Genomic DNA, 22,637 nt, shown 5'->3' on the forward strand with positions numbered 1-22,637 from the left:
GGCCCGGCACAAACCGGGCCCGCGCGCTTAGTCAGCCCTGCATCGCGGCTTTCACCCGCTCGGGCGTCATCGGCAGGTGTGTAAGCTGCGCGCCGTTCAGCGCCCGCACGGCGTTGGCGATGGCCGGGGCGGGCAGGGGCATGCCCAACTCGCCTACCTCGGTCGGCGTGTCGCTGCCGCGGATCACGGCGACGGCGATCTCGGGCGTCTCGTCCATGCGCAGCACCGGGTAGTCGTAGTAGTTCGACTGCTGCACCGCACCGTCCTTCACCGTCATCTGCTCTTTCAGCGCGGCGGAGGTGCCGAAAAGCATCGCGCCTTCAAGCTGCGCCTCGACCGCATCGGGGTTCAGCGGCAGTCCCGGGTCGGCGACCGTCCAGATGTTGTGGACGCGGATCGCGCCATCCTCGCCCACCGAAACCTCGGCCACCGCCGCGGCCAGGCTGTCGCCGTATTCCGAGAAGGCGACGCCCTTGCCGCGTCCCTCGGCCAGGTTCGACCAGTCCGACATCTCGCGCACCCGCTCGAGCACGGCGCGCACCCGCGGGTTCGACGTCATCGACAGCCGGTACGCGATGGGGTCGATGCCCTGGTCACGGGCAACGCGGTCGACCATCGTCTCGAGCGCGAACTTGGTGTAGCCCTCGCCGATGCCGCGCCAGGCGGCGGTGCGCGCGCCCTTCATCTCGAAGATCTGCTCGGCGATCTGGTCGGGGATGTCGTAGTGCGGCAGGTGCGAGCCGCGCATCGAGATGATGTCCTTCTTGTCGCCGCTCTCCCACCGTTCCTGGCCGTACATGTACGGCGCGACTGGCTCGCAGGCGACGACGTGGCGCAGCGCGGTGATACGGCCCCCGGGGTCAAGCCCCATCTCGATCCGCTGGGCTGTCAGCGGGCGCATCCGGGCCGAAGCGACGTCGTCCTCGCGACTGAGGACCATCTTCACCGGGCGGCCGAGTTGGTGCGAAAGTCTCACCGCGTCGTCCACGTACTCGGTATGCGCGCGCCGTCCGTAGCCGCCGCCGAGATATTGCTGGTGGACGCGGATCGACGCGGGGTCGAGCCCGGTGATCCCGGTCACCTTGTTCTGCGACATCGTCTGCCACTGCGTACCGACCCAGATGTCCGCGCCGTCGGCGCGCACATCGGCGGTACAGTTCACCGGCTCCATCTGCGCGTGATAGGCGTACTCCGACAGGTACTCGCCCGTCACCACACGGTCCGCATTGCCGAGCGCCGCCTTCGCGTCGCCCTGCTGCGAATAAACCACGTCCGGTTCGCGTCCACCGCGCAGGTGCGACAGGTACTCGTCCTTGTCGGCGTCGCTGTCGATGCTGGCGCCCGGCGGCGTGCCCTCCCACTCGGCCTCGAGCGTGCGGCGGGCGTCGAACACCTGCGGCATACTCTCGCCCACGACGGCGACGCCGTAGGGCAGGGCGACGACGTCGGTGATCCCCGGCATCGCCTTCAGGGCGTCGCCGTTGAAGCTCGCAGGGCTCTGCCCCTCGGCCGGGGCGCGGACGACCGTCGCATAGACCATGTTCGGCAAAGGCGCGGCGTCGATGCCGTACTTCGCGCGACCGTCCGATTTCTCGGCCACGTCGACGCGCATCCGGCTGTTGCCCAGCAGCCGGTACTCGGACGCGGGCTTGAGCTCTTCCGGGGCGATCTCGGGCATCGTCTCCGGCGGCTCGGCGAAAGCGGCGATTTCGCCATAGGTGGCCGAGCGGCCGCCGGGGCCGGTCACCGTGCTGGGGCCGGTCGACAGCTCCGAGACGTCAACGCCCCACTCCTTCGCCGCGGCCTCCATCAGCACGCGCCGGGCGGCGGCGCCGGCCATGCGCGCGGGCGTCCAGTAGCCCTTGGTGGTCAAAGAGGCGACGGTGTACTGGCCGCCGAAGATCGGGTTGTTGAGCGCGGGATCGACCGGCGCGGTTTCGACCACCACGTCGTTCCAGTCGGCGTCCATCTCCTCGGCGATGATCAGCGGAACGCCCGTCTGCACGCCCTGTCCCATTTCGGCGGCGGGAGCGAAGATGCGGATTGCGCCGTCGGGCGAGATGGCGATGAAGGCGTTTACGGTCGTCATGCCGCCCTGCGCCTCGGCCCGGCCCGTGGGCAGGGGCAGCGCGAAAGACAGGGTCAGGCCCGTGGCCCCGGCCAAAAAGCCGCGGCGAGAGACCGAGAGGCGGGTGTCGTGTTCGGTCATCGGATCAGCCCTCCTTCGCGGCGCGTTCGATGGCGCGCACGATGCGCGGATAGGTGCCGCAGCGGCAGATGTTACCGGCCATGGCGCCTCGGATCTCGTCGCGGCTGGGCGACGGGTTATTCGACAGCAGGTCGGCCGCCTGCATGATCTGGCCCGACTGGCAGTAGCCGCATTGCGGCACCTGTTCGGCCACCCACGCCCGCTGAAGCGGATGGTCCCCGCCGTTCGACAGCCCCTCGATGGTGGTGATCTCGGCCCCCTCGACGTCGCCCACGGCGGTGGTGCAGCTGCGCACCGCCCGCCCGTCGACATGGACGGTACAGGCGCCGCACTGCGCGACGCCGCAGCCGTACTTCGTGCCGGTCAGCCCCAGATCGTCGCGGATGACCCACAGGAGCGGGGTCTCGGGCGCGGCGGCGCTTTCGGCGGCCTGCCCATTGATGGTGAACTTGGTCATGTCTCCTCCCTCGTGCGGCCCGGCCTCCCTGCGCGGACCCGTGCGCCTGTATACGGCACACGCGAATGATGGCCCGATTCGGCCGCATTTCCATAGGGAAGGTTGCGTGATGTATACACTGTGCGCCCACACGCGACGCGGGTGTGCGCGCCTCGGGCCTATGTCACAGGACACGCGGGCTTGACGCTGGCGGCGGTGAGGCTCAGTTAGTTGCCGTAACTGCCACACATCACCACAAGGGGCACGACAATGGCTTTCGAACTTCCCGACCTCCCGTACGCGCACGACGCTCTGGCCGCCAAGGGCATGTCGAAGGAGACGCTGGAGTATCACCACGACATCCACCACAAGGCCTATGTCGACAACGGCAACAAGGCGATCGCCGGCACCGAGTGGGAAGGCAAGTCGGTCGAAGAGATCATCAAGGGCACCTACGACCCGAACGCCGTGGCGCAGAACGGCATCTTCAACAACGCCTCGCAGTACTGGAACCACAACCAGTTCTGGCAGTGGATGACCCCGAACGACAGCAAGATGCCGGGCGAGCTGGAAAAGGCGCTCACGGACTCGTTCGGTTCGGTCGACAAGTTCAAGGAAGACTTTGCCGCCGCCGGCGCCGGCCAGTTTGGCTCGGGCTGGGCCTGGCTGGTGAAGGACACCGATGGCGGCCTGAAGGTCACCAAGACCGAGAACGGCGTGAACCCGCTGTGCTTCGACCAGACCGCGCTTCTGGGCGTCGACGTGTGGGAGCACTCCTACTACATCGACTTCCGCAACAAGCGCCCGGCTTACCTTCAGAACTTCCTGGACAAGCTGGTGAACTGGGAAGAGGTCGCCTCGCGCCTCTGATCCCCGTTCCTGCCTGAGAGTTCATGAAGAGCCCGCGGCGTCCCGCGGGCTCTTTTCGTTTGGCATCCGTCCCGTGTCCATTCCGCTCCGTCAGGGCCGGAACTGCGCCGACCACGGACACGTTGACCGATCAAAGGACAACGAAAGGAGGTCCGACATGGCCGAACGGAAGAGATCGACCGACGGCACCCGCGAGACCGAGGAGTTCACCTCCGACACCCCCACGCCCGAGCATTCCGGCCGCGCCGGCGGCGAACTTGAGCGCAAGGTGGGCACCCGCGACGAAGGCAAGCCCGAGGATTACCAGGGCCGCCCCGGCGCGACCCGCGTGACGAAGGAGGACGAGGACGGCGAGGGCAACCTCGGCGGCCATCACGGCACCGGATCGGAGGAGGACTGAGCATGAGCGTCAAGATCACCACCGGCACCCACGTGCTCGTCGCCGACGGCGAGAAGGCGTTGCTGTTGGAGAACCTGGGCGACGCACAGGACCTCAACCTCCAGGTTCACGATAAGCAGGTGCAGGAGAACCCGCCGACGGGTGAGCAGGGCACCGATAAGCCCGGCCGCTTCAGCGATGGGCCCGAGCAGCAGGGTGTCGCCGCCGGGCAGGGCTTTGCGCAGCGTTCGTCGGTTGCGGACACCGACTGGCACCGCCTCGCCAAGGACCGTTTCGCGGACGATCTGGCCGAGATGCTCTACAAAAAGGTGCATGCCGGCGAGATCAAGCAACTGGTGATCGCGGCTCCGGCGCAGGTGCTGGGCGAGATCCGACACAAGATGCACAAGGAGGTCAGCGCCGTGCTGGTGGGCGAGGTCGGCAAGGACCTGACCAACCATCCGGTCGACCAGATCGAGAAGGCGCTGTCGGCCTGAGGAGGTCGACATCCAGACCTTGGAGAGCCGGGCCCTCGGGCCCGGCATCTGCTTTTCCGGCGCAGATCGCGGCCGCTGCATCGCACCAAGCCGGGACACTGGCCACTCACCCGCCCGGGCCAGCGGCCCGGGCAGCGCCCGCCCGCCCCCAAGGCGGGCGCTTCGCGCCCACCGCGGGCGACCGCTGCCCTCCTGTCGCTTGAGTCGGCCATGCACGATGAGCCTCCCATCCGCCCACTTCTCGCGAACTCGGCCGACGCCATGCGCGTGCGATGAGCGGTGACCACCGCTTCGAACGCAGGAGGACGCCTACGCACGCCGCACCGCTCACTCCCCACCACCTGCGCAAACCCGCTCCCGCGCTGGCCACCAAGCGCGCGTTCCGCTACTCCGCACGCAGAGGCTTCCGGGAGAGTGCGAGTGGGCGAGACGGGCAGAGGCATCGCGGCGATGGTCAGCGCCTGCGTGATCTGGGGCCTTTCGCCCCTGTTCTACAAGCTGCTCTCCCACATTCCCCCGTCCGAGGTGCTGGCCCACCGCACCATCTGGTCCTTCGTGTTCTTCGGCTGCGTGCTGCTGGTGCAGGGGCGGATCCGCCTGATCAAGGAGAACCTGTCGACCGCCCGCGCCACCGCGCTGACGCTGGCGGCGGCGCTGGCGATCTCGACCAACTGGTTCCTGTTCATCACCTCGATCACCATCGGCCGCGCCGTCGAGGCGAGCCTGGGCTACTACATCTTCCCTCTCGTCGCGGTTCTGTTCGGGATGATCTTCTTCGGCGAACGGCTGACGCGGGCACAGATGATCGCCGTCGCGCTCGCCACGCTGGCGGTGGTCGGGCTGACGGTGGCACTGCGGGCGCCGCCCTGGATCTCGCTCGCGCTCGCCACGAGCTTCGCGATCTACGGCGCGTTCAAGAAGCAGACGGCGACCGGCCCGGTCGTGTCGGTGACCAGCGAAGTGCTGCTCCTGTCGCCAATCGCGCTCGGCTGGCTGTTCTACCTATGGCAGGCGCAGGCGATGCAGGTGACGACGGGCGCGGATGTCGGCCTGCTGCTCTTCTCGGGGCCGCTGACGGGCCTGCCGCTGATCCTGTTTTCCTATGCCTCGCGCCGGGTGCGGATGGCGACGGTGGGGCTTTTGCAGTACCTCAACCCGACGCTGCAGTTCCTGGTGGCGACGCTGATCTTCCTCGAGCCGTTCACCCCGGCGCACGGCGTCGCCTTCGGGTTGATCTGGGTGGCGCTGGCGGTCTATTCGCTTGACGGTGTCCGCCGAGACCGCGCCGCCCGGCGCGCCGCGCGGGCCGGCGCGCCCGCGGCCTGAAGGCTCAGGCGGGCAGGGCGCCGCGCAGCCCCTCCATCAGCGCCGGCACGTCGTCCGCCACGCTCACCATCGAGGCGAGCGAGGGCGCGGCGAAGCCTTCGGCCACCACGTGATCGATCAGGCCAACGAGCGGCGTCCAGAAGCCTTCGGTGTTGAGCAGGAAGATCGGCTTGTCGTGCAGGCCCAGCTGGCGCCAGGTCAGCACCTCGAAGAACTCGTCCAGCGACCCTGCCCCGCCCGGCAGCACCACGATGGCGTGGGCGTTCATGAACATGACCTTCTTGCGCTCGTGCATCGTCTGCGTGACCACGAAGCGCGACAGGTCGCGCTTGCCGACCTCCTTGGCCAGCAGGTGCTCGGGAATCACGCCGAACGTGTCGGCCCCGCCGGCCTGCGCCGTGCGGGCGACGCGGCCCATCAGCCCCACGTCCCCCGCGCCGTAGACCAGCTGCCAGCCGGCCTCGGCCAGCGCGTGGCCAAGCTCCTCGGCGGCGGCGGCATAGGCCGGCCGCCCGCCGTCGCGTGAGCCGCAATAGACACAAATGGCGGGGGTACTGGCGGTCATCGGCTGGCCTTTCTGCTTTTGACCGTCCATATCCCGGCTGATACTGTCCCTCAAGCGTTGCCGACGGGGGACGGTGGCGTACGGGGGATGAGTCGAGATGCCAGGCTTCGCCGGCTCGGGTTTGATCAAGGGCGCGCTGTCCGCAAGCGCGCTGGCAGCAGTTGCCGGCTGGGTCGTGACCGAACGCGACTGGTGGCCGCCAAGCGACTTCACCGCGCTTCGTCAGGAGTCGGTCGTCCCGGACATGCAGGCGGCGAACCCGCGTGCCGCGCAACCTGCCGCAGCCGCGCCCCCGCCGCAACCGGACGCCTCGGCTTCTGAGCGGCTTCACGCCGATCCCGATGACCCGACACGCGAGGTAGTCTCGGCGATTTCCGGTCTTTCCGACGCCCTCTCCGCCGGGACGGGGGGCGAGGGGGTCCAGATCGCCGCCCTTCCTCCCGGAGAACCGCCCACCCCGTCCGCGCCGGCCGGTCCGGCTTTCGACCTCGTGCGGGTCGAGCCGGACGGCTCCGCCCTGTTCGCCGGCCGCGCCGCACCGAACGCGCGGGTGAGCGTCCTGCTTGACGGTGAGGAAGTCGCCGTCGCCAAGGCTGACGGCTCGGGAGCCTTCGTGGCGATGTCCGACCTGCCCGCCGTGCCGCATCCCCGCGTCGTGTCGCTGCGCGAACAGGTGGGGCAGGGCGATCCGGTTGTCTCCGAACAAACGGTGATCGTGTCGCCCGCCGCTCCGTCGCAGGGGGTCGCCGAGAGCGGGGCCGACGTACGACCCGACGCCACGAAAGCGGATCCAGCCGCCGTAACGTCCGACGACCCGGAACCGGTCGAGACCGCGGGCACCGGACCCACGCCGGACGAAGCCGTCCCTGACCCGGGAGCAGAGGGTGCGGCCCCCGCGATCTCCGACGCACCCGGAACAGGCACCGGCGGCTCCGGGCCGGCCGCGCCCGCGCCGACCGTGATGATGGCCGACCGCAAGGGCGTGCGCGTGCTCCAGGCCCCCTCCGGCGCGCCCAGCGCCGCGCAATCGGTCTCCGTCGACACGATCTCCTACGGAAGCGGCGGCGGCGTCATCCTCGGCGGCCGGGCGCACGGCGACGGCGCCGTGCGCGTCTACCTCGACAACCGGCCCGTGCGCACCGTCCGGATCGGCGAGGACGGCCAGTGGCGGGCCGAGCTGCCGGACGTGGACACCCGGGTCTACACCCTGCGCGTCGACGAGGTCGATGACGGCGGCACCGTCCGCTCGCGGGTCGAGACCCCGTTCCGCCCGGAATCGCCCGCCGATATCGAAAGGCTCTCGGCCAAGGCGCAGGACGTCGACGGGGTGGCGGTCGTCACCGTGCAACCCGGCTTCACCCTCTGGCGCATCGCGCGCGAGAATTACGGCGAAGGCACGCTTTACGTCCGGGTCTACGAGGCGAACGCCGATAAGATCCGCGACCCCGACCTGATCTATCCCGGCCAGGTCTTCACCGTCCCCGACTGAGCGGCTGGCCTTCCCGCCCCCCGCGCCTTACCTGTGTGACATGGCAAGACGGCGGGGCCCAGTGGCGAGCGACGAGGAACTGCGCGCGGCGCAGAGAAGCGGCCTGCGCACCGTGCGCCGGGTCGCCCCCTATCTCTGGCCCGAGGGCGAGGGCTGGGTGAAGCGCCGCGTCGTCTTCGCCGTGCTCGCGCTGTTCGTCGCCAAGCTCGTCGCGGTGGGGACGCCGTTCTTCTACAAGGCCGCCGTCGACTCGCTGTCGGGCGAGGCGCAGGACGCCGCCTGGACGCTGGGCGCGGGCGCGGTTGGCCTCACCGTCGCATATGGCGGGGCGCGGCTGCTGAACGTCGGCTTCCAGCAGTTGCGCGACGTTGTCTTCGCGCGGGTGGGCCAGCGCGCCCTGCGCCAGATCGCGGTCGAGACGTTCACTCACATCCACCGCCTGTCGATGCGCTATCACATCATGCGTCGCACCGGCGGGCTCAGCCGCGTGATCGAGCGCGGCGTGAAGGGGGTGGAGTTCCTGCTGCGCTTCCTGCTGTTCTCGATCGGCCCGCTCCTGCTCGAACTCGTGATGATCGCGGTGGTGCTCGCCTGGGTGTTCGACATCCGCTACCTGCTGGTCGTGGCCGCGGTCATCGGCCTCTACATCGCCTTCACCTTCAAGGTGACCGAGTGGCGGGTGAAGATCCGGCGCGAGATGAACGAGCAGGACACCGACGCCAACCAGAAGGCCATCGACAGCCTGCTGAACTTCGAGACCGTGAAGTATTTCGGCGCCGAAAGCCGCGAGGCGCTGCGCTACGACACCGCGATGGAGCGCTACGTCTCGGCCGCTCTGCGCACCTCGTACTCGCTTGCCTTTCTCAATTTCGGCCAGTCGCTGATCATCACCTCCGGCCTCGTCGGCGTGATGGTCATGGCGGCGATGGGCGTGCAGAACGGGACGCTGACGACGGGCGACTTCGTCATGGTCAACGCCTACATGATCCAGATCACCATGCCGCTGAATTTCCTCGGCACGGTCTACCGCGAGATCCGACAAAGCCTCGTGGACATGGGCGACATGTTCGACCTGCTCGAACAGCCCGCCGAGGTCGCCGACAAACCCGGCGCTAAGCCGCTCGAGGTGTCGGGCGGCGAGGTCACGCTCGACGCTGTGCAATTCGGCTACGACCCCGACCGCCCGATCCTCAAGGGCGTCTCGCTGAAGGTCCCGGCGGGCCGGACGGTCGCCATCGTCGGCCCCTCCGGCTCGGGCAAGTCAACGATCGGCCGACTGCTCTTCCGGTTCTACGACGTGACGGGCGGCGCGCTGACGATCGACGGGCAGGACGTGCGCGACGTGACGCAAGACAGCCTGCACGCGCAGATCGGCGTGGTGCCGCAGGATACGGTGCTGTTCAACGACACCATCCTCTACAACATCGCTTACGGCCGCCCCGACGCCACCCGGGCCGAGATCGAGGCCGCCGCCCGCGCAGCCAGGCTGCACGATTTCGTGGCGGGCCTGCCCGACGGCTACGACACGCGCGTCGGCGAGCGCGGCCTGAAGCTTTCGGGCGGCGAGAAGCAGCGCGTCGGCATCGCCCGCACGCTGCTGAAGAACCCGCCCATCCTCCTGCTCGACGAGGCCACCAGCGCGCTCGACACCGAGACCGAGCGCGACATCCAGTCCGAACTCGAGGCCATGAGCGAGGGCCGCACCGTCATCACCATCGCCCACCGCCTGTCGACCATCGCCGCCGCTGACCGCATCGTGGTGCTCGAGAACGGCGAGATCGTCGAGGAGGGCACGCACGACACCCTCCTGGCCCGCAACGGCCGCTACGCCAGCCTTTGGCGCCGCCAGGCCGCCGAAGAGGAAGAGGCCGCCTGAGCCCGCCCGACCCGACACCACCGGTCAGAGCCTCCGCCCGACCCGCTCCCGCACATCTCTGGTCCGGAAACATCCTCGGGGGTGAATTGAGCGCAGCTCAAGAGGGGGCAGACAGCCCCCTTGCCCCCGCCCGCCGCAGGCGCCGCAGCAGGTCGCGGGACGCTCCGGCGCCAGTTCCGTCACCACACCACCATCTCTGGTCTGGAAATATCTCGGGGGTAAATTGAGCGGAGCTCAAGAGGGGGCAGAAAGCCGCCTTTCCCCCGCCCGCCGCTGGCGCCGCGGCAGGTTTCCTGCCGCCTTCATTCCGCCGCGCGCAGCGGTGCGGCGGGCCGCCCGGCCGCCGTCGTCATCTCGTCCACCTCCCACAGGATCTCGGGCGAGCGGACCTTGCGCGCCGCGCGGTTGAGCGCGAGGTCCCGCGCCGCGCGGCTGCCCCGGCCCAGCGACAGCGCCCGCAGGCCGCGGACCGAGCGGTAGGCGCCGGTCGACAGCCACACGCGCAGCGCCAGCATCGACGGGGTGAAGACCAGCGTGAGAACGGTCGCCACGCCCAGCCCGAAGACGACCGCCGTGGCCAGCTGTTTCCACCACAGCGCCGTGGGCGAATCGATCGTGTAGCCGCCGCCGATGAAGTCGAGCGAGATGCCCAGCATCATCGGCGCAAGGCCGGCCATCGTTGTGATCGTGGTCAGCAGGACGGGGCGGATGCGGTCCTCGGCGGTGCGCACGATGGCCTCGATCCGCGGCATGTAGCGCGCGTAGTCCTGATAGGTGTCGATCAGCACGATGTTGTTGTTCACCACGATCCCGGCCAGCGCCACGATCCCCGTGCCGGTCATGATGATCGAGAAGGGCTGTCCCATCACCAGCATCCCGATCAGCACGCCGGCGACCGACAGCACCACCGCCAGCAGGACGAGGAAGGCGTTGTAGAACGAGTTGAACTGCGCCAGCAGGATGATGAACATCAGCATCAGCGCCGCCGCGAAGGCCTTCATCAGGAACTGGCCGGACTCCTCCTGGTCCTCCTGGTCGCCCGTCCACTCCCACGACATGCTGTCGGGCAGGGGCGCCTCGGTCTCCAGCCACTCCGTCAGCACGCCGATCCGCTCGTTCGCGTTGAGCGGGCGCAGGCCGGCCCCCTCGGCCATTGCGGCCGACAGCGCGTCCGCCGTCACGCCGTCGGCGAAGTCCACCACGCCGAGCGCTTCGCCGTCCGGCCCCTCGACGCGCGCCAGCACCGGCAGGCCCGGATCGCCCTCGGCGGTGTCGGGATGCACCGTGGCCAGCACCTCGCCGTCCGCCACGACCGTCGACAGGCCCGGCGCCACGGCGGCGCGGACGTCGAAATACCGCTGCTGGTCCACGCGGTCGATCTGGCCCAGCTTCGCGACCGGCTGGCGCGAGATGAAGTTCGACAGCGGCACCAGCCCGTCGCGGGTGCGCACCTTCAGACTGTCGAGGGTTGAGAGCACGCGGTCCTCCTCGGGCAGGCGCACGCGGATCTCGATTTCGTCGTCCGAGGACGGCACGCGCATCGTGTCCAGCAGAATGCCGCGGGTGACAAGCTGCACCATGCCGCCCACGGTCGCCACGTCGGCGCCGTAGCGTCCGGCCTTCTCGACGTCGACGTCGATCTGCCAGTCGATGCCGGGCAGGGGGCGGCTGTCCTCGACATCCAGGAGCCCCGGGGTCGCGTCGAAGCGGGCGCGCGCGGTTTCCGCCGCCGCCAGCAGCGCTTCCCAATCCTCGCCCATCAGGCGCAGGTGAACGGGCTTGGCGCTCGCCGGCCCCATGGCAAGGTTGAGGATCTCGGTACGGATGCCGGGGATCGTGTCGAGCCGCGCCTGCAACGTATCAAGCACCACGTCGCCGTCGAGCTGCGCCAGCGTGACCTCGTCGGGATGCGCGGCGGCATAGGTCGGCCGGTCGTCCCAGGGCACGAGCTCGATCTGCACCTGCCCGATGGAGTCGCGCGGCCCCTCGGCCCCGCCGGTGTTCGATTCGAGCCCGCCGTCGCCCGCGAAGGCGAAGGCGCTCTGTACGCCCGGCGTGTCGAGGACGATCTCCTCGGCCTCCCTGAGCAGCGCGTCCTTCTCGGGCAGCGACAGGTTGCCCCGCGCCCGGACATAGACCAGCGCCTGCTCTGGCTCGCTGTCGACGAAGAACTCGACGCCCCGGTTATTCTCGCCGTAGTAGCCGAAGACCGCGACGACGAAGGCGATGACCCCACCGACGGCCACCAGCGGCATCACGGGGTTGCCGGCGATGACCTTGATGACCCAGCCGAACGGCGTGCGGCGGTGGCCGGCGCGAATGCGGCGCGGCGCACGCTCGATCTTCGCCGCGCCCAGCGTGATTGCGGTCAGGATCGCGCCGCCGAGGAACAGGACCGCGCCGGGGCCGATCTGCGCCACCTCGGGCAAGGGCGAGCGCCCCGGGAACAGGTAGTGCGGGTTGAGCACCTGCATCGCGCCCAGGAACACCAGGTACGCCGCCGGAACGACCAGTGCGGCGCGCACCAGCCAGGGCAGGCCCCGCAACAGGCCCGAGCCCCGGTCGAACAAGCGGCTGATCCGGCCCGCGACGCCGCCCATCACCGGCAGGTAGACCAGCGCCACGATGAGCGACGCGCACAGCACGAAGATCAGCGTGACCGGCAGCATGCCCATGAACTCGCCCGCGACCCCGGGCCAGAACAGCATCGGCAGGAACGCGCAGAGCGTCGTGGCCGTGGACGACACGATGGGCCAGAACATTCGCTTCGCGGCCTCCGTATAGGCGGCCATGGGACCCGAGCCTTCCGAGATGCGGCGGTCGGCGTATTCCACCACCACGATCGCGCCGTCGACCAGCATGCCGACGGCGAGGATGAGGCCGAACATCACGATGTTCGAGATGGTGATCCCCATCACCCCCAGCAGCACGAAGCACAGAAGGAACGAGGTGGGGATGGCGAAGCCCACCAGCAGGGCCGAGCGGATGCCGAGCGCGGCCAGCACCACGATCATCACCAGCGCGATGGCGGTCAGGACCGATCCCTCGAGCTGGCTGACCATCGACTCGACCGTGCGCGACTGGTCGTTCGAGGTGGCGACGCTGATTGCCTCGCGCAGTTCGGGCGGCCATGTCTCCTGCTCGGCGGCGACCTCTTCGCGCACCAGTGCGGCGGTGTCGATGATGTTGAAGCCCTTGCGCTTGACCACCTGCAACGCGACCGTCGTCTCGCCGTTGAAGCGGGCAGTGGCGGTGCGATCCTCGAAGGTCAGGCGGATGTCGGCGAGGTCGCCCAGCGTGACCACGCGGTCGCCGTTCACCTTCACCGGCAGGTCGTAGACGTCCTGCCGATCGTCGAAGCTCGACGGGATCTTGACAGAGAAGGCACCGCTCTCCGTCTCGACCTCGCCCGCGGCGATCAGCTGGTTGTTGTTCTGCACAACCTGGATCAGCTCGGCCGCGGTCACGTTGTAGGCTTCGAGCCGCAGGGGGTCGATCACCACCTCGAGCATCTCTTCCCGGTGGCCCGCCAGCGCCGCCTCGAGGACGGGTTCGAGCCCTTCGAGCCGGTCCTGCAAATCCTCGGCCACGCGCAGCAGCATGCGCTCCGGCACGGCGCCGGTCAGGCTGACGATGATGATCGGGAATTCCGAGAAGTTGATCTCGTTGATCGAGTACTTGTCGGCGCCTTCCGGGAAGTCCGCCTCGACCGTGTTCATGCGGTCGCGGACGTCGGCGATGACCTTGGTCTTGTCCCAGCCGAACTCGAATTCCAGCGCGAGGCCGGCATAGCCCTCGGCCGCCGTGCCGGACATCTTCTCGAGGCCGTCCAGGTCTGAGAGCTCGGTCTCCATCGGCTTGAGTATCAGCTTCTCCGCGTCCTCGGCCGAGATGCCGGGGAAGGGGACTGACACGAACAGCGCCGGCACCTCGATGTCCGGCTCGCCCTCCTTGGGAAGCGAGGCATAGGTCAGGCCGCCCGCCACCAGCGACAGGGCGATGAAGGCCAGCACCATCCGCGCGCGGGATGCGGCCCAGTCGACGATGCCGGTCACGGCCGCGCCTCTCGGAAGCTCGCCTGGACCGGCACGCCGTCGGTGACGAATTCCTGACCAACGACGATCACCGACACCGCGTCCTCGAGCCCGGCGACCCACGCGCCCCTGGTCGTGTCGCGCAGGATCGAGACGGGAGCGAAGCGGGCGACGCCGTCGCGCACCAGGCGCACCCCCAGATCGCCTTCGTCGTTCAGCGTCAGCGCCGATTGCGGCAGCAGATGCGCCGACCGGCCGTCGGCCTGGATCACGATCTCGGCCGTCTGCCCGTCGCGGATAGAAAGTGCGGCGTTTTCGGCCTCGACCTCGACGCGGAAGGTCCGCGTGTCGGGATCGGCCGAGCGGCTGAGGAAGGTGACGGTGCCTGCGACCTCGCGCCCGGACGCCAGCCGCGCCTGCGCCCGCGCGCCAACCTCAACCCGGTCGACCTCGGTTTCGGGCACGAAGCCCACCAGCTTGATCGGGTCCAGCCGGATCACCGTGGCGCACAGCCCGCCCGGCTGCATCAGTTCCCCCAGTTCGGCCGTGTCCGACTCCAGAAGGCCGGCGAAGGGCGCGTGGATCGCCAACCGTTCGAGTTCGGTCTCGGCGGCGGCGACCGCGGCCTCGGCCGACTGCACCTGGGCCGAGACGGATTGAAGCCCCGACTTGGCCGACTGCACCGCGGCGCGCGCCGATTCCACAGCCGCCTCGGACGAGGCCACGCGGGTTTGTGAGGCGAAGCCGCCCTCGCTCAGCTTGCTGGCGGCGTTCTGGTTGATCTCGGCCTCGCGCAGCCGCGCCTCGGCCTCGGCCAGCCGCGCCTCGGCCTCGGGGCGGGTGGCGCGAGCCTCGGTCAGGCGGGCGGCTGCCTCGGCCAGCGCGACCTCGCGGGTGCCGGGGTCCAGCCGGCACAGCACCTCGCCCTCGTCAACGAAAGCGCCTTTGCGCAGCGGCTCGGACGTGATCTTCCCGCTGGTTTCCGCACGCACGTCCACCTGGCGCGCGGCCTCGGTCCGGCCACGCACCAGCACGGCGCTGTCGATCGACTGGGCTTGCGAACGCATCGCCACCACAGGGACGGCCGCCGCGGCCGCGTCCTGCAACACCGCCTCGTCGGCCGTGGCCTCGGGCGGTGCGCCGTCGCGGGCGAAGGCCACGACCGCCTCGCGCTCGAACACCAGAAGATACAATGCGGCGACGACGAGCAACGCTGTCAGGATCGAAAAGGGTTTCATCGCTCTCTCTTGCAGCGCGCGGGACGGCGGCGTGCGCGCCCGCTGAAGCGTGAGATAGGAAACAGTAGAGCACATGGCCAGCCTATCCTGAACCACTCTGTTCAGATTGTGCATTCCGCGCCACGTCCGCGGCGCGGCGCCCGATAATTCGGCGGCCCTTGGCAATCCCTCGGCATCCGCGATAAGACGCCCCGGAGTTAGCTACGGGCGGGGCAGGCATGAGCAACCAGGACAGCTTCATCGAGGAAGTGAGCGAGGAGGTCCGCCGCGACCGACTGTTCGCGATTTTCCGCCGCTACGGCTGGATCGCCATCACGCTCGTCGTGCTGCTGGTCGCCGCCGCCGCCTGGAACGAGTGGCGCAAGGCCAGCGAACGGGCCGAGGCGCAGGCGCTGGGGTCGGCCATCCTGGCCGCGCTCGAGCAGCCCGACGCCGCCGCCCGCCGCGCCGCACTGGCCGAGATCGAGGCCAACCAGGGCGCCGAGGCCGTGATCGCGCTGCTTGCCGCAGGCGAGATCGAGGGCGAGGAAAGCCGCGCAAGCGCGGTCGAGGCGCTCGAAGCGATGGCCGCCGACGCCGATCTGGCCCCGGTCTACCGCGACCTCGCCGTGATGAAGATCGTCCTGCTGGACGGCGACGCGCTGTCCCCGGAAGAGCGGATCGCCCGGCTCGAGCCGCTGACCATCGCGGGCGCGCCGTTCCGGCTGTTGGCGCTCGAGCAGACCGCGCTGGCGCAGGTCGAGGCCGGCAACGACGACGAGGCCATTGCAATCGCTCGGGATCTTCTGGCCGAGGACGGTGTGTCGGAGGGCTTGCGCCGCCGGCTATCGCAGTTGATTGTGGCGCTCGGCGGAAGTCTCGACGCGGCCTGACCCGCGCCGGCATCCGGGGGACAAGAAGCGAGGGGACATGCGCAAGGCCTGCATCGGAGGAATCGCGGCGATCACGCTGCTCGCGGCGTGCGAGAAGGAGCTGATCCTTCCCGGCGAACGCCTGGCGCTCAGGGGTGATGCCGCGACCGACACCGTCGAGGCCGGGGCCCGCAGCGTCCCCATCTCGCTTCCCGCGGCGCGCGCCAACACGCAGTGGACTCACAAGGCCGGCTCGCCGACCCACGACACGGTGCACCCTGCCTTCTCGGGCGCACCGCAGCTTCTGTGGAGCGCGGATGTCGGGCAGGGCGAGGATCGCCGCCACCGCATCACGGCCGATCCGGTCGTGGCCGGCGGGCGCGTCTTCACCGTCGACAGCCGCGCCCGCGTCTCGGCGCACGGGCTCGACGGGCGGCCGCTGTGGTCGGTCGACCTGACCCCGGCGGGCGAGGATTCCGACGACGCCTCGGGCGCGGGGCTCGCGGTGCAGGGAAATACACTTTACGTTTCGTCCGCCTTCGGCGACCTGGTTGCGCTCGACACCGCCACGGGCGGGGAGCGCTGGCGCCAGGCGCTCGACGCGTCGGCCTCGGGCGCGCCGACTGTCGTGGGCGATTTGGTCTACGTCGCTGCCCGCGACGCGCGCGGCTGGGCCGTGGAAACCGACACCGGCCGCATCCGCTGGACCCTGCCGGGCACGCCCAGGGTGGCGGGCATCGTCGGCGGCGCGTCCCCGGCCGTGACCGACCGGCTGGCGATCTTCCCGTTCCCGTCGGGCGAATTGGTCGCCACCCTGCGCGACGGCGGCACGCGGGTCTGGCAGGCGAACGTGGCGCGCGATCGGCTAGGCAAGGTCTATGCCCAGATCAACGACATCACCGGCGATCCCGTGATTTCGGGCGGGCGCGTCTATGCCGGCAACCCGGCCGGACGCACCGTGGCGCTGGACCTTGCCAGCGGTGAGCTGCTTTGGGCCGCCGAGGACGGCGCGATGAGCCCCGTCAGCGTGGCGGGCGGCGCAGTGTTCGCCGTTTCCGACCAGGCCGAGCTCGTGCGGCTGAACGCCGCCACGGGCGAAACCGTTTGGCGTCAGCCGCTGCCGCTTTACCAGCCCTATCGCAGCCTCGGCCGTCGCGACGCGGTCTACGCCCATTACGGCCCGGTCCTGGCCGGCGGACGGCTCTGGGTCGCGTCGGACGACGGCATGCTGCGCGGCTTCTCGCCCGAAAGCGGGGCGCTCGTCTCGTCGCTCGAACTGCCGGGCGGGGCGACGACGAATCCGGTGGTCGCGGGCGGCGTGATGTACCTGGTGACCGAGGACGGGCAGCTTCTGGCTTTCCGCTGACCGCCAAAGGGTGTAAGGGCCGGAGCTTGATCTTTTCCGGAGAGGCGCAATGAGCTTCACCCTCGCCATCGTCGGACGCCCCAACGTGGGCAAGTCCACCCTGTTCAACCGCCTCGTCGGCAAGCGCCTGGCGCTCGTCGACGACCAGCCCGGCGTGACCCGCGACCTGCGCGAGGGCGAGGCGCGGCTGGGCGACCTGCGTTTCACCGTCATCGACACGGCCGGGCTGGAGGAAGCGACGGACGAGTCGCTTCAGGGCCGCATGCGCCGCCTGACCGAGCGCGCGGTCGAGATGGCCGATATCTGCCTGTTCATGGTGGACGCGCGCGCCGGCATCCTGCCGACCGACGAGGTCTTCGCCGATATCCTGCGCAAGAAGTCGTCGAACGTGATCCTCGCCGCCAACAAGGCCGAGGGTCGGGCGGCCGATGCCGGTCTGCTCGAGGCTTACGCGCTGGGTCTCGGCGAGCCGATCCGCCTGTCGGCCGAGCATGGCGAGGGGCTCAACGACCTTCTGTCGCAGCTCATGCCGCTGGCCGACACCTTCACCGCCCGCGCCGCCGAGGAAGCGCCCGAGACGAACGTGGACGTCGAGGACGACGAGGACGAGGACGCGGTGCGTGTGCCGACGAAGGCCAAGCCGCTCCAGGTCGCCGTCATCGGACGCCCGAACGCCGGGAAGTCCACGCTCATCAACAAGTTGCTGGGCGAAGAGCGGCTGCTGACCGGCCCCGAGGCCGGGATCACCCGCGACGCGATCTCGATCTCGATGGAGTGGGACGGCGTGCCGGTGCGCCTGTTCGACACGGCCGGGATGCGCAAGCGCGCCAAGGTGCAGGAAAAGCTGGAGAAACTCAGCGTCTCGGACGGCCTGCGCGCGGTGAAGTTCGCCGAGGTGGTCGTGGTGCTGCTCGACGCGGCCATTCCCTTCGAAAGCCAGGACCTGCGCATCGCCGATCTGGCCGAGCGCGAGGGGCGGGCCGTGGTCGTCGCGGTGAACAAGTGGGACCTCGAGGACGACAAAAACGTCAAGATCCGCGAGTTGCGCGAGGCGTTCGAGCGGCTGTTGCCGCAGCTGCGGGGCGCGCCACTGGTCACGGTTTCGGCCAAGACAGGCAAGGGGCTCGACCGGCTTCAGGCCGCGGTGGTCAAGGCGCACGAGGTCTGGAACCGCCGCGTCTCGACCGCGCGGCTGAACCGCTGGCTGACCGGCATGCTCGAGGCGCATCCGCCCCCGGCGCCGGGCGGGCGGCGGATCAAGCTGCGCTACATGACGCAGGCCAAGACGCGGCCGCCGGGATTCGTGGTGATGTGCTCGCACCCCGACAAGCTGCCCGACAGCTATACGCGATACCTGATCAACGGGTTGCGCGACGACTTCGACATGCCGGGCACGCCGATCCGGATGTGGCTGCGGTCGCAGGCCGAGGACAACCCGTACAAGGACCGCAAGAAGTCGACGCCGTCGCGGCTGCGCAAGCACCTGGGGAAGAAGCCGCTGGGCTGAGTGAAAGCGTACAATCCGTACGCTTTGCGCTCAAAGATGTACGTTTTCGCCCCGCGCCTGCTGGCCGCGCCAGATCAGCCAGCCCATCAGCACCGCCCCCACCAGGCCCAGCGTGATCAGCGAGCCGTCGTCGGCGTTCGAGACCGACACCGCGACGAACGCCCAGGCGACGGCGGCGCCGTAGCCCCAGGCGCGGGGTTTCTTGGCCTGCACCCAGCCCGCCACGGCAAGGGCGGGGATCAAGGCCGACCACGCCGCGCGATTGTCGTCCATGATGCCGTAGCCGGCCAGCAGCAGGCCCAGCGACACGAAGCTCGCCGCCGTCAGCCAGCCCGCGTAAAGCGCCACCGGCGGTTGCAGCAGCCACCGGTCGGCGTCGGGCGTGGCGCGCATCAGCGCCCAGAGTGCGGCCAGCAGCATCACGAAGATCAGCACCGTCGCCCAGACAGGTGAGACGTTGGCCACCGGGATCCACGACGCGCCCACGGCGAGCGAGACGAAGAGCGGCCAGCGCGGCGCGTCCCAGGCCGGGGCCTCGGCGCGGGCGAACAAGCCGAACGCCCCGTGGGCCACGAGCCAGGCATAGATCAGACCCCAGATCGAGAAGGCATAGCCCGCGGGCTGCACCGGCGGGTCGACCTGCGGACGCGGATAGGCCTGCGGATCGAAACCGTTGAACCCACTCGAGTAGAAGGGCGAGGCGGCGAAGGCCAGCGCGGCGACGAGGACGAGAATGGCTTTGGCGCGGATCATGCCACATCAACGCCCCGCTGCCCCCGTGGTTCAAGCGATTTCGGCCATTTGTCGCCGAAGGACGCGCCGTCACCGGCGGGCTGTCGCACCTACCTAACTTGGCCAATTGGCGGCGACGCGGTTGTGCCTAAAGTTCCTCTCGGAGGGTCGCCGCTGCGGCGATCCCCTATTTCGATCTTGGAGTGATACTGATGAAAAAGACGATTATCGCGCTTGTCGGCCTGGGCGCCTTTGCTGCCGTTCAGGCCCAGGCCCAAGACGACATGATGGTGGAGGACACCGACGGCGACGGCATGTACTCGATGGAAGAGATCACCGTCGCATACCCCGACGTCACGGAGGAGCAGTTCACCGAGATGGACACCGACGGCGACGGCTCGATCAGCGAGGAAGAGCTGACGGCCGCCATGGACGCGGGCATGCTTGGCGAAGACATGTAATTCAGCGTCGAAACCGGCGTTGGCGCGGCCCCCGGAGGTTCTCCGGGGGCCGTTTTCGTGTCGGAGCCTTGGCCTTTGGGCGCGGGCGGGCTACGGCTGGGCGATCCGAGACATCACGGGACGCCCATGCTCCGCGACACCTATTCCGGCCTCGCGCTGGCCGCCTTCGGCGCGCTGATCCTGACCCCCGACACGCTGTTCATGCGGTTGTCGGGGATGGACGGCTTCCAGATGGTGGCCTGGCGCGGCCTGCTGATGGGCGCGCTTTTGCTGGCGGCCTGGGTGGTGCTGCGCGGCGGGCGCGTGGGCGCGGAAGCGCGGGCGCTGGCGCGGCCGGCGGGGTTGGTGCTGGTAAGCTGCCACCTGTCGAATTCTCTGATCTTCTCGTTTGCGATCGCCAATGCGCCGGTCCCGGTGGTGCTGTTCGGCCTGGCGACGGTGCCGGTGGCCAGCGCCATCCTGTCGCGCGTCGTGCTGGGCGAGCGTACGCACTGGTCGACATGGGCGACCACGGCGGCGGTCCTGTCCGGCATCGCGCTGGCCGTCTTCGGCGGTGGTCATGGCGAGGTCGGCGGCGGCGGGGGCGCGCTTCTTGGTGCCGTGCTGGGCCTGAGCGCGGCGATCGTGATGGCGCTGAACTTCGTGGTGATCCGGGGACATCCGGGCCTTCCGGTGATGCCGGGGATCGGGACGGGCGCATTCTGCGCGGGGCTCGTGGGGCTGGCGGTGACGGGGCCGGCGGACATGACCGACGGCTCGGTGCCCGCGATCGCCGTGACGGGGCTGGTGATCCTGCCGGTGTCGTTCCTGTCGATGTCGCTCGCCTCGCGCATGACGGCGACGGCGAACGTGAGCCTTCTGATGCTGCTCGAGACCGTTCTGGGCCCGGCTTGGCTGTGGCTGTTCCTGGACGAGCCGCCGACGCCGCCGATGATCCTGGGCGGAGCGGTCGTGGTGATCAGCCTCGCCGTCTACCTCTGCGGCATGCGCTGGCGCGGCCGCCGCAACGCTGCCATGGCGCGGGCGGTGGCCGTGTGGGAGTAGCGGGCGGCTGATCAGGCGCTCCGTCCCGAGGGCAGGGCTCGACCGCGGGCGGGGGGGGCGAAGCGCCCGCCCATGGGGGCGGTCGGGCGCTGCCCGGGCCGTGGCCCGGGCGGGTGGTGGTGCTGAGGGTGCGACTTCGCGGCTTGTGAAGGAGCGCTGGTGGAGCGTCATGCTGCACTTCAACCGGACTGATGAATTGGGATCAGTGATCCAGCAGACGTGCGCGCTTGCGTCCTCAAGCGGCTGATCAGGCGCTCCGGCCGGAGTGCAGGGCCCGGCCGCGGGCGGAGGGCGTCGCAGTAGGTCCTGGCGTGGCCAGTGATGTCATGCCCGCGGAAGGCGGGCATCTTCTTGCGCGACGCGCCCGCGGTGGGAGGTTCCCGCTTTCGCGGGAATGACAGAGGGGCGGGCGGTTACGCCAGGTCGCCCTCCGCCGTGATCCGCGTCTTGCCGCCGAGGTAAGGCGCCAGCACCTCGGGAAGCTCCACCGAGCCGTCCTCCTGCTGCCCGTTCTCGAGCACCGCGATCAGCGTGCGGCCAACGGCGAGGCCGGAGCCGTTGAGCGTGTGGACGAAGGCGGGCTTGCCGCCCTCGGGGCGGTAGCGGGCGTTCATCCGGCGGGCCTGGAAATCGCCGCATGTCGAGACCGAGGAGATCTCGCGGTAGGTGTTCTGGCCGGGCAGCCAGACCTCGATGTCGTGGGTCTTGCGCGCGCCGAAGCCGAGGTCGCCGGTGCACAGGACGACCGTCCGGTAGGGCAGGCCGAGGCGCTCCAGCATGTTTTCGGCCAGGCCCGTCATGCGGGTGTGCTCGGCGTCGCTGTCCTCGGGGCGGGTGACGGACACCATCTCGACCTTCTCGAACTGGTGCTGGCGCAGCATGCCCGAGGTGTCCTTGCCCGCGCTGCCGGCCTCCGAGCGGAAGCACTGCGTGTGCGCGGTCAGGCGGACGGGCAGCTCGCCCTCGTCCAGGATGCTTTCGCGGACCGAGTTGGTCAGCGTCACCTCGGAGGTCGGGATCAGCCACCAGCCGTTGGTGGTGCGATAGCTGTCCTCGGCGAACTTCGGCAGCTGGTTCGTGCCGTACATCGCCTCGTCGCGGACGAGCACGGGGGTGATCGTCTCGGTCAGACCGTTGTCGTTGACGTGGACGTCGAGCATGAACTGCGCCAGCGCCCGGTGCAGGCGGGCCATCGCGCCGCGCAGCATCACGAAGCGCGAGCCCGAGAGCTTGGCCGCCGTCTCGAAGTCGAGGCCCTTGGCGGCGGTAAGCTCGTAGTGCTCCTTCGGCTGGAAGTCGAAGGCGCGGGGCTCGCCCCAGCGCTTGATCTCGATGTTGTCGTCCTCGTCCGCGCCGTCTGGCACGTCGTCGTAGGGCAGGTTCGGCAGGGTCAGCAGGAGGTCGGTCAGGCGCTGGTCCTCGGCCTTGGCCTCATCCTCGAGTCGGGCGACCTCGGCCTTCTTGTCCGAGACCAGCGCGCGCAGGCGGTTGAACTCGGCATCATCGCCGGCGGCCTTGGCGGCGCCGATCTGCTTGGAGGCGGCGTTCTGCTCGGCCTTCGCCGTTTCGGCTGCGGTGATCTTCGAGCGGCGGGCCTCGTCGATCTTCAGCACCTCGTCCGAGACGCCCGACAGGCCCCGGCGGGCCATGGCGGCGTCGAAGGCTTGCGGGTTTTCGCGAATGGCGCGGATGTCGTGCATGTCTCGTCCCTCGGGTGCGTGTGCGGGCGGATATGCCGTAAAGCGCGGAGGTTTTGA

General features: G+C 69.5%; 18 protein-coding genes. 11 read left to right on the top strand and 7 right to left on the bottom strand.

What is annotated here, in order from left to right; translation table 11 throughout:
- Positions 1–31: 31 nt before the first annotated feature.
- Positions 32–2,209, bottom strand: a complete 2,178-nt coding sequence (locus BM162_RS06795; RefSeq protein ID WP_093419592.1) for a xanthine dehydrogenase family protein molybdopterin-binding subunit — start codon at positions 2,207–2,209, stop codon at positions 32–34.
- A 4-nt stretch (positions 2,210–2,213) separates the two neighbouring features.
- Positions 2,214–2,666 carry a (2Fe-2S)-binding protein gene (locus BM162_RS06800; protein ID WP_093419594.1) on the bottom strand — a complete coding sequence of 151 codons (453 nt, stop codon included), beginning with the start codon at positions 2,664–2,666 and terminating at the stop codon, positions 2,214–2,216.
- A 249-nt stretch (positions 2,667–2,915) separates the two neighbouring features.
- Here BM162_RS06800 and BM162_RS06805 point away from each other — a divergent pair, with 249 nt between their 5' ends.
- The 4 genes from BM162_RS06805 (at position 2,916) to rarD (ending at position 5,717) form a co-directional block, all read left to right on the top strand.
- On the top strand, positions 2,916–3,515 hold the full coding sequence (locus BM162_RS06805) for a superoxide dismutase (RefSeq protein ID WP_093419597.1): 600 nt from the start codon (positions 2,916–2,918) through the stop codon (positions 3,513–3,515).
- Between the two features lie 157 nt (positions 3,516–3,672).
- A complete protein-coding gene (locus BM162_RS06810) occupies positions 3,673–3,915 on the top strand; it encodes a hypothetical protein (RefSeq protein WP_093419600.1) in 243 nt (80 codons plus the stop codon).
- Between the two features lie 2 nt (positions 3,916–3,917).
- Complete coding sequence (locus BM162_RS06815; protein WP_093419602.1) at positions 3,918–4,391, top strand: host attachment family protein; 474 nt, start codon at positions 3,918–3,920, stop codon at positions 4,389–4,391.
- Positions 4,392–4,811: 420 nt separating this feature from the next.
- Entirely contained in the window at positions 4,812–5,717 is a 906-nt protein-coding gene (gene rarD, locus BM162_RS06820; RefSeq protein WP_093419605.1) for an EamA family transporter RarD, read from the top strand.
- Between the two features lie 4 nt (positions 5,718–5,721).
- Here the strand turns inward: rarD and BM162_RS06825 are convergent, their stop codons facing one another.
- Positions 5,722–6,282 (bottom strand): LOG family protein, encoded by a 561-nt coding sequence (locus tag BM162_RS06825; protein WP_093420028.1) that lies wholly within the window; start codon positions 6,280–6,282, stop codon positions 5,722–5,724.
- 97 nt (positions 6,283–6,379) lie between these two features.
- Between BM162_RS06825 and BM162_RS06830 the strand changes: the two genes are divergently transcribed.
- Both BM162_RS06830 and BM162_RS06835 read left to right on the top strand, forming a co-directional pair.
- Positions 6,380–7,771 (top strand): LysM peptidoglycan-binding domain-containing protein, encoded by a 1,392-nt coding sequence (locus tag BM162_RS06830; protein WP_093419608.1) that lies wholly within the window; start codon positions 6,380–6,382, stop codon positions 7,769–7,771.
- Positions 7,772–7,811: 40 nt separating this feature from the next.
- Positions 7,812–9,647 carry an ABCB family ABC transporter ATP-binding protein/permease gene (locus BM162_RS06835; RefSeq protein WP_093419610.1) on the top strand — a complete coding sequence of 612 codons (1,836 nt, stop codon included), beginning with the start codon at positions 7,812–7,814 and terminating at the stop codon, positions 9,645–9,647.
- 302 nt (positions 9,648–9,949) lie between these two features.
- On the opposite strand, the gene BM162_RS06840 is transcribed toward BM162_RS06835, so the two are convergent.
- Positions 9,950–13,702: an efflux RND transporter permease subunit gene (locus tag BM162_RS06840; RefSeq protein WP_093419613.1), complete on the bottom strand. Its 3,753-nt coding sequence runs from the start codon at positions 13,700–13,702 to the stop codon at positions 9,950–9,952.
- The gene (locus tag BM162_RS06845; RefSeq protein ID WP_093419616.1) at positions 13,699–14,919 is read right to left on the bottom strand and encodes an efflux RND transporter periplasmic adaptor subunit; all 1,221 of its coding nucleotides are present in this window, start codon (positions 14,917–14,919) and stop codon (positions 13,699–13,701) included. The genes BM162_RS06840 and BM162_RS06845 overlap by 4 nt, the downstream gene beginning before the upstream one ends.
- A 218-nt stretch (positions 14,920–15,137) precedes the next feature.
- Between BM162_RS06845 and BM162_RS06850 the strand changes: the two genes are divergently transcribed.
- From BM162_RS06850 to der, 3 genes are read left to right on the top strand one after another with little or no spacing between them, the layout of a single operon-like run.
- Positions 15,138–15,791: a hypothetical protein gene (locus BM162_RS06850; protein WP_093419618.1), complete on the top strand. Its 654-nt coding sequence runs from the start codon at positions 15,138–15,140 to the stop codon at positions 15,789–15,791.
- Between the two features lie 37 nt (positions 15,792–15,828).
- Positions 15,829–17,136, top strand: a complete 1,308-nt coding sequence (locus tag BM162_RS06855; RefSeq protein ID WP_093419621.1) for an outer membrane protein assembly factor BamB family protein — start codon at positions 15,829–15,831, stop codon at positions 17,134–17,136.
- Positions 17,137–17,185: 49 nt separating this feature from the next.
- Positions 17,186–18,643 (top strand): ribosome biogenesis GTPase Der, encoded by a 1,458-nt coding sequence (gene der, locus BM162_RS06860; RefSeq protein ID WP_093419624.1) that lies wholly within the window; start codon positions 17,186–17,188, stop codon positions 18,641–18,643.
- 30 nt (positions 18,644–18,673) lie between these two features.
- Here the strand turns inward: der and BM162_RS06865 are convergent, their stop codons facing one another.
- Entirely contained in the window at positions 18,674–19,396 is a 723-nt protein-coding gene (locus tag BM162_RS06865) for a TspO-related membrane protein (RefSeq protein ID WP_093419627.1), read from the bottom strand.
- Positions 19,397–19,587: 191 nt separating this feature from the next.
- Between BM162_RS06865 and BM162_RS06870 the strand changes: the two genes are divergently transcribed.
- A complete protein-coding gene (locus BM162_RS06870; RefSeq protein WP_093419629.1) occupies positions 19,588–19,836 on the top strand; it encodes a hypothetical protein in 249 nt (82 codons plus the stop codon).
- Between the two features lie 126 nt (positions 19,837–19,962).
- On the top strand, positions 19,963–20,880 hold the full coding sequence (locus BM162_RS06875) for a DMT family transporter (protein WP_093419632.1): 918 nt from the start codon (positions 19,963–19,965) through the stop codon (positions 20,878–20,880).
- A gap of 413 nt (positions 20,881–21,293) precedes the next feature.
- Here BM162_RS06875 and serS read toward each other — a convergent pair whose 3' ends face one another.
- Entirely contained in the window at positions 21,294–22,580 is a 1,287-nt protein-coding gene (gene serS / locus BM162_RS06880; protein ID WP_093419634.1) for a serine--tRNA ligase, read from the bottom strand.
- Positions 22,581–22,637 lie beyond the last annotated feature (57 nt).

Source organism: Tranquillimonas alkanivorans (genome assembly GCF_900115595.1).
GTDB classification, from domain to species: Bacteria; Pseudomonadota; Alphaproteobacteria; order Rhodobacterales; family Rhodobacteraceae; genus Tranquillimonas; species Tranquillimonas alkanivorans.

What these genes read in the sequence shown, in the direction of transcription:
- BM162_RS06800 (WP_093419594.1), bottom strand. Translation starts at nt 2,666, where the DNA reads ATGACCAAGTTCACCATCAATGGGCAGGCCGCCGAAAGCGCCGCCGCG.
- BM162_RS06830 (WP_093419608.1), top strand. Translation starts at nt 6,380, where the DNA reads ATGCCAGGCTTCGCCGGCTCGGGTTTGATCAAGGGCGCGCTGTCCGCA.
- BM162_RS06855 (WP_093419621.1), top strand. Translation starts at nt 15,829, where the DNA reads ATGCGCAAGGCCTGCATCGGAGGAATCGCGGCGATCACGCTGCTCGCG.
- BM162_RS06825 (WP_093420028.1), bottom strand. Translation starts at nt 6,282, where the DNA reads ATGACCGCCAGTACCCCCGCCATTTGTGTCTATTGCGGCTCACGCGAC.
- der (WP_093419624.1), top strand. Translation starts at nt 17,186, where the DNA reads ATGAGCTTCACCCTCGCCATCGTCGGACGCCCCAACGTGGGCAAGTCC.
- BM162_RS06795 (WP_093419592.1), bottom strand. Translation starts at nt 2,209, where the DNA reads ATGACCGAACACGACACCCGCCTCTCGGTCTCTCGCCGCGGCTTTTTG.
- BM162_RS06835 (WP_093419610.1), top strand. Translation starts at nt 7,812, where the DNA reads ATGGCAAGACGGCGGGGCCCAGTGGCGAGCGACGAGGAACTGCGCGCG.
- BM162_RS06805 (WP_093419597.1), top strand. Translation starts at nt 2,916, where the DNA reads ATGGCTTTCGAACTTCCCGACCTCCCGTACGCGCACGACGCTCTGGCC.
- BM162_RS06850 (WP_093419618.1), top strand. Translation starts at nt 15,138, where the DNA reads ATGAGCAACCAGGACAGCTTCATCGAGGAAGTGAGCGAGGAGGTCCGC.
- BM162_RS06870 (WP_093419629.1), top strand. Translation starts at nt 19,588, where the DNA reads ATGAAAAAGACGATTATCGCGCTTGTCGGCCTGGGCGCCTTTGCTGCC.
- BM162_RS06865 (WP_093419627.1), bottom strand. Translation starts at nt 19,396, where the DNA reads ATGATCCGCGCCAAAGCCATTCTCGTCCTCGTCGCCGCGCTGGCCTTC.
- BM162_RS06815 (WP_093419602.1), top strand. Translation starts at nt 3,918, where the DNA reads ATGAGCGTCAAGATCACCACCGGCACCCACGTGCTCGTCGCCGACGGC.
- serS (WP_093419634.1), bottom strand. Translation starts at nt 22,580, where the DNA reads ATGCACGACATCCGCGCCATTCGCGAAAACCCGCAAGCCTTCGACGCC.
- BM162_RS06875 (WP_093419632.1), top strand. Translation starts at nt 19,963, where the DNA reads ATGCTCCGCGACACCTATTCCGGCCTCGCGCTGGCCGCCTTCGGCGCG.
- BM162_RS06845 (WP_093419616.1), bottom strand. Translation starts at nt 14,919, where the DNA reads ATGAAACCCTTTTCGATCCTGACAGCGTTGCTCGTCGTCGCCGCATTG.
- BM162_RS06810 (WP_093419600.1), top strand. Translation starts at nt 3,673, where the DNA reads ATGGCCGAACGGAAGAGATCGACCGACGGCACCCGCGAGACCGAGGAG.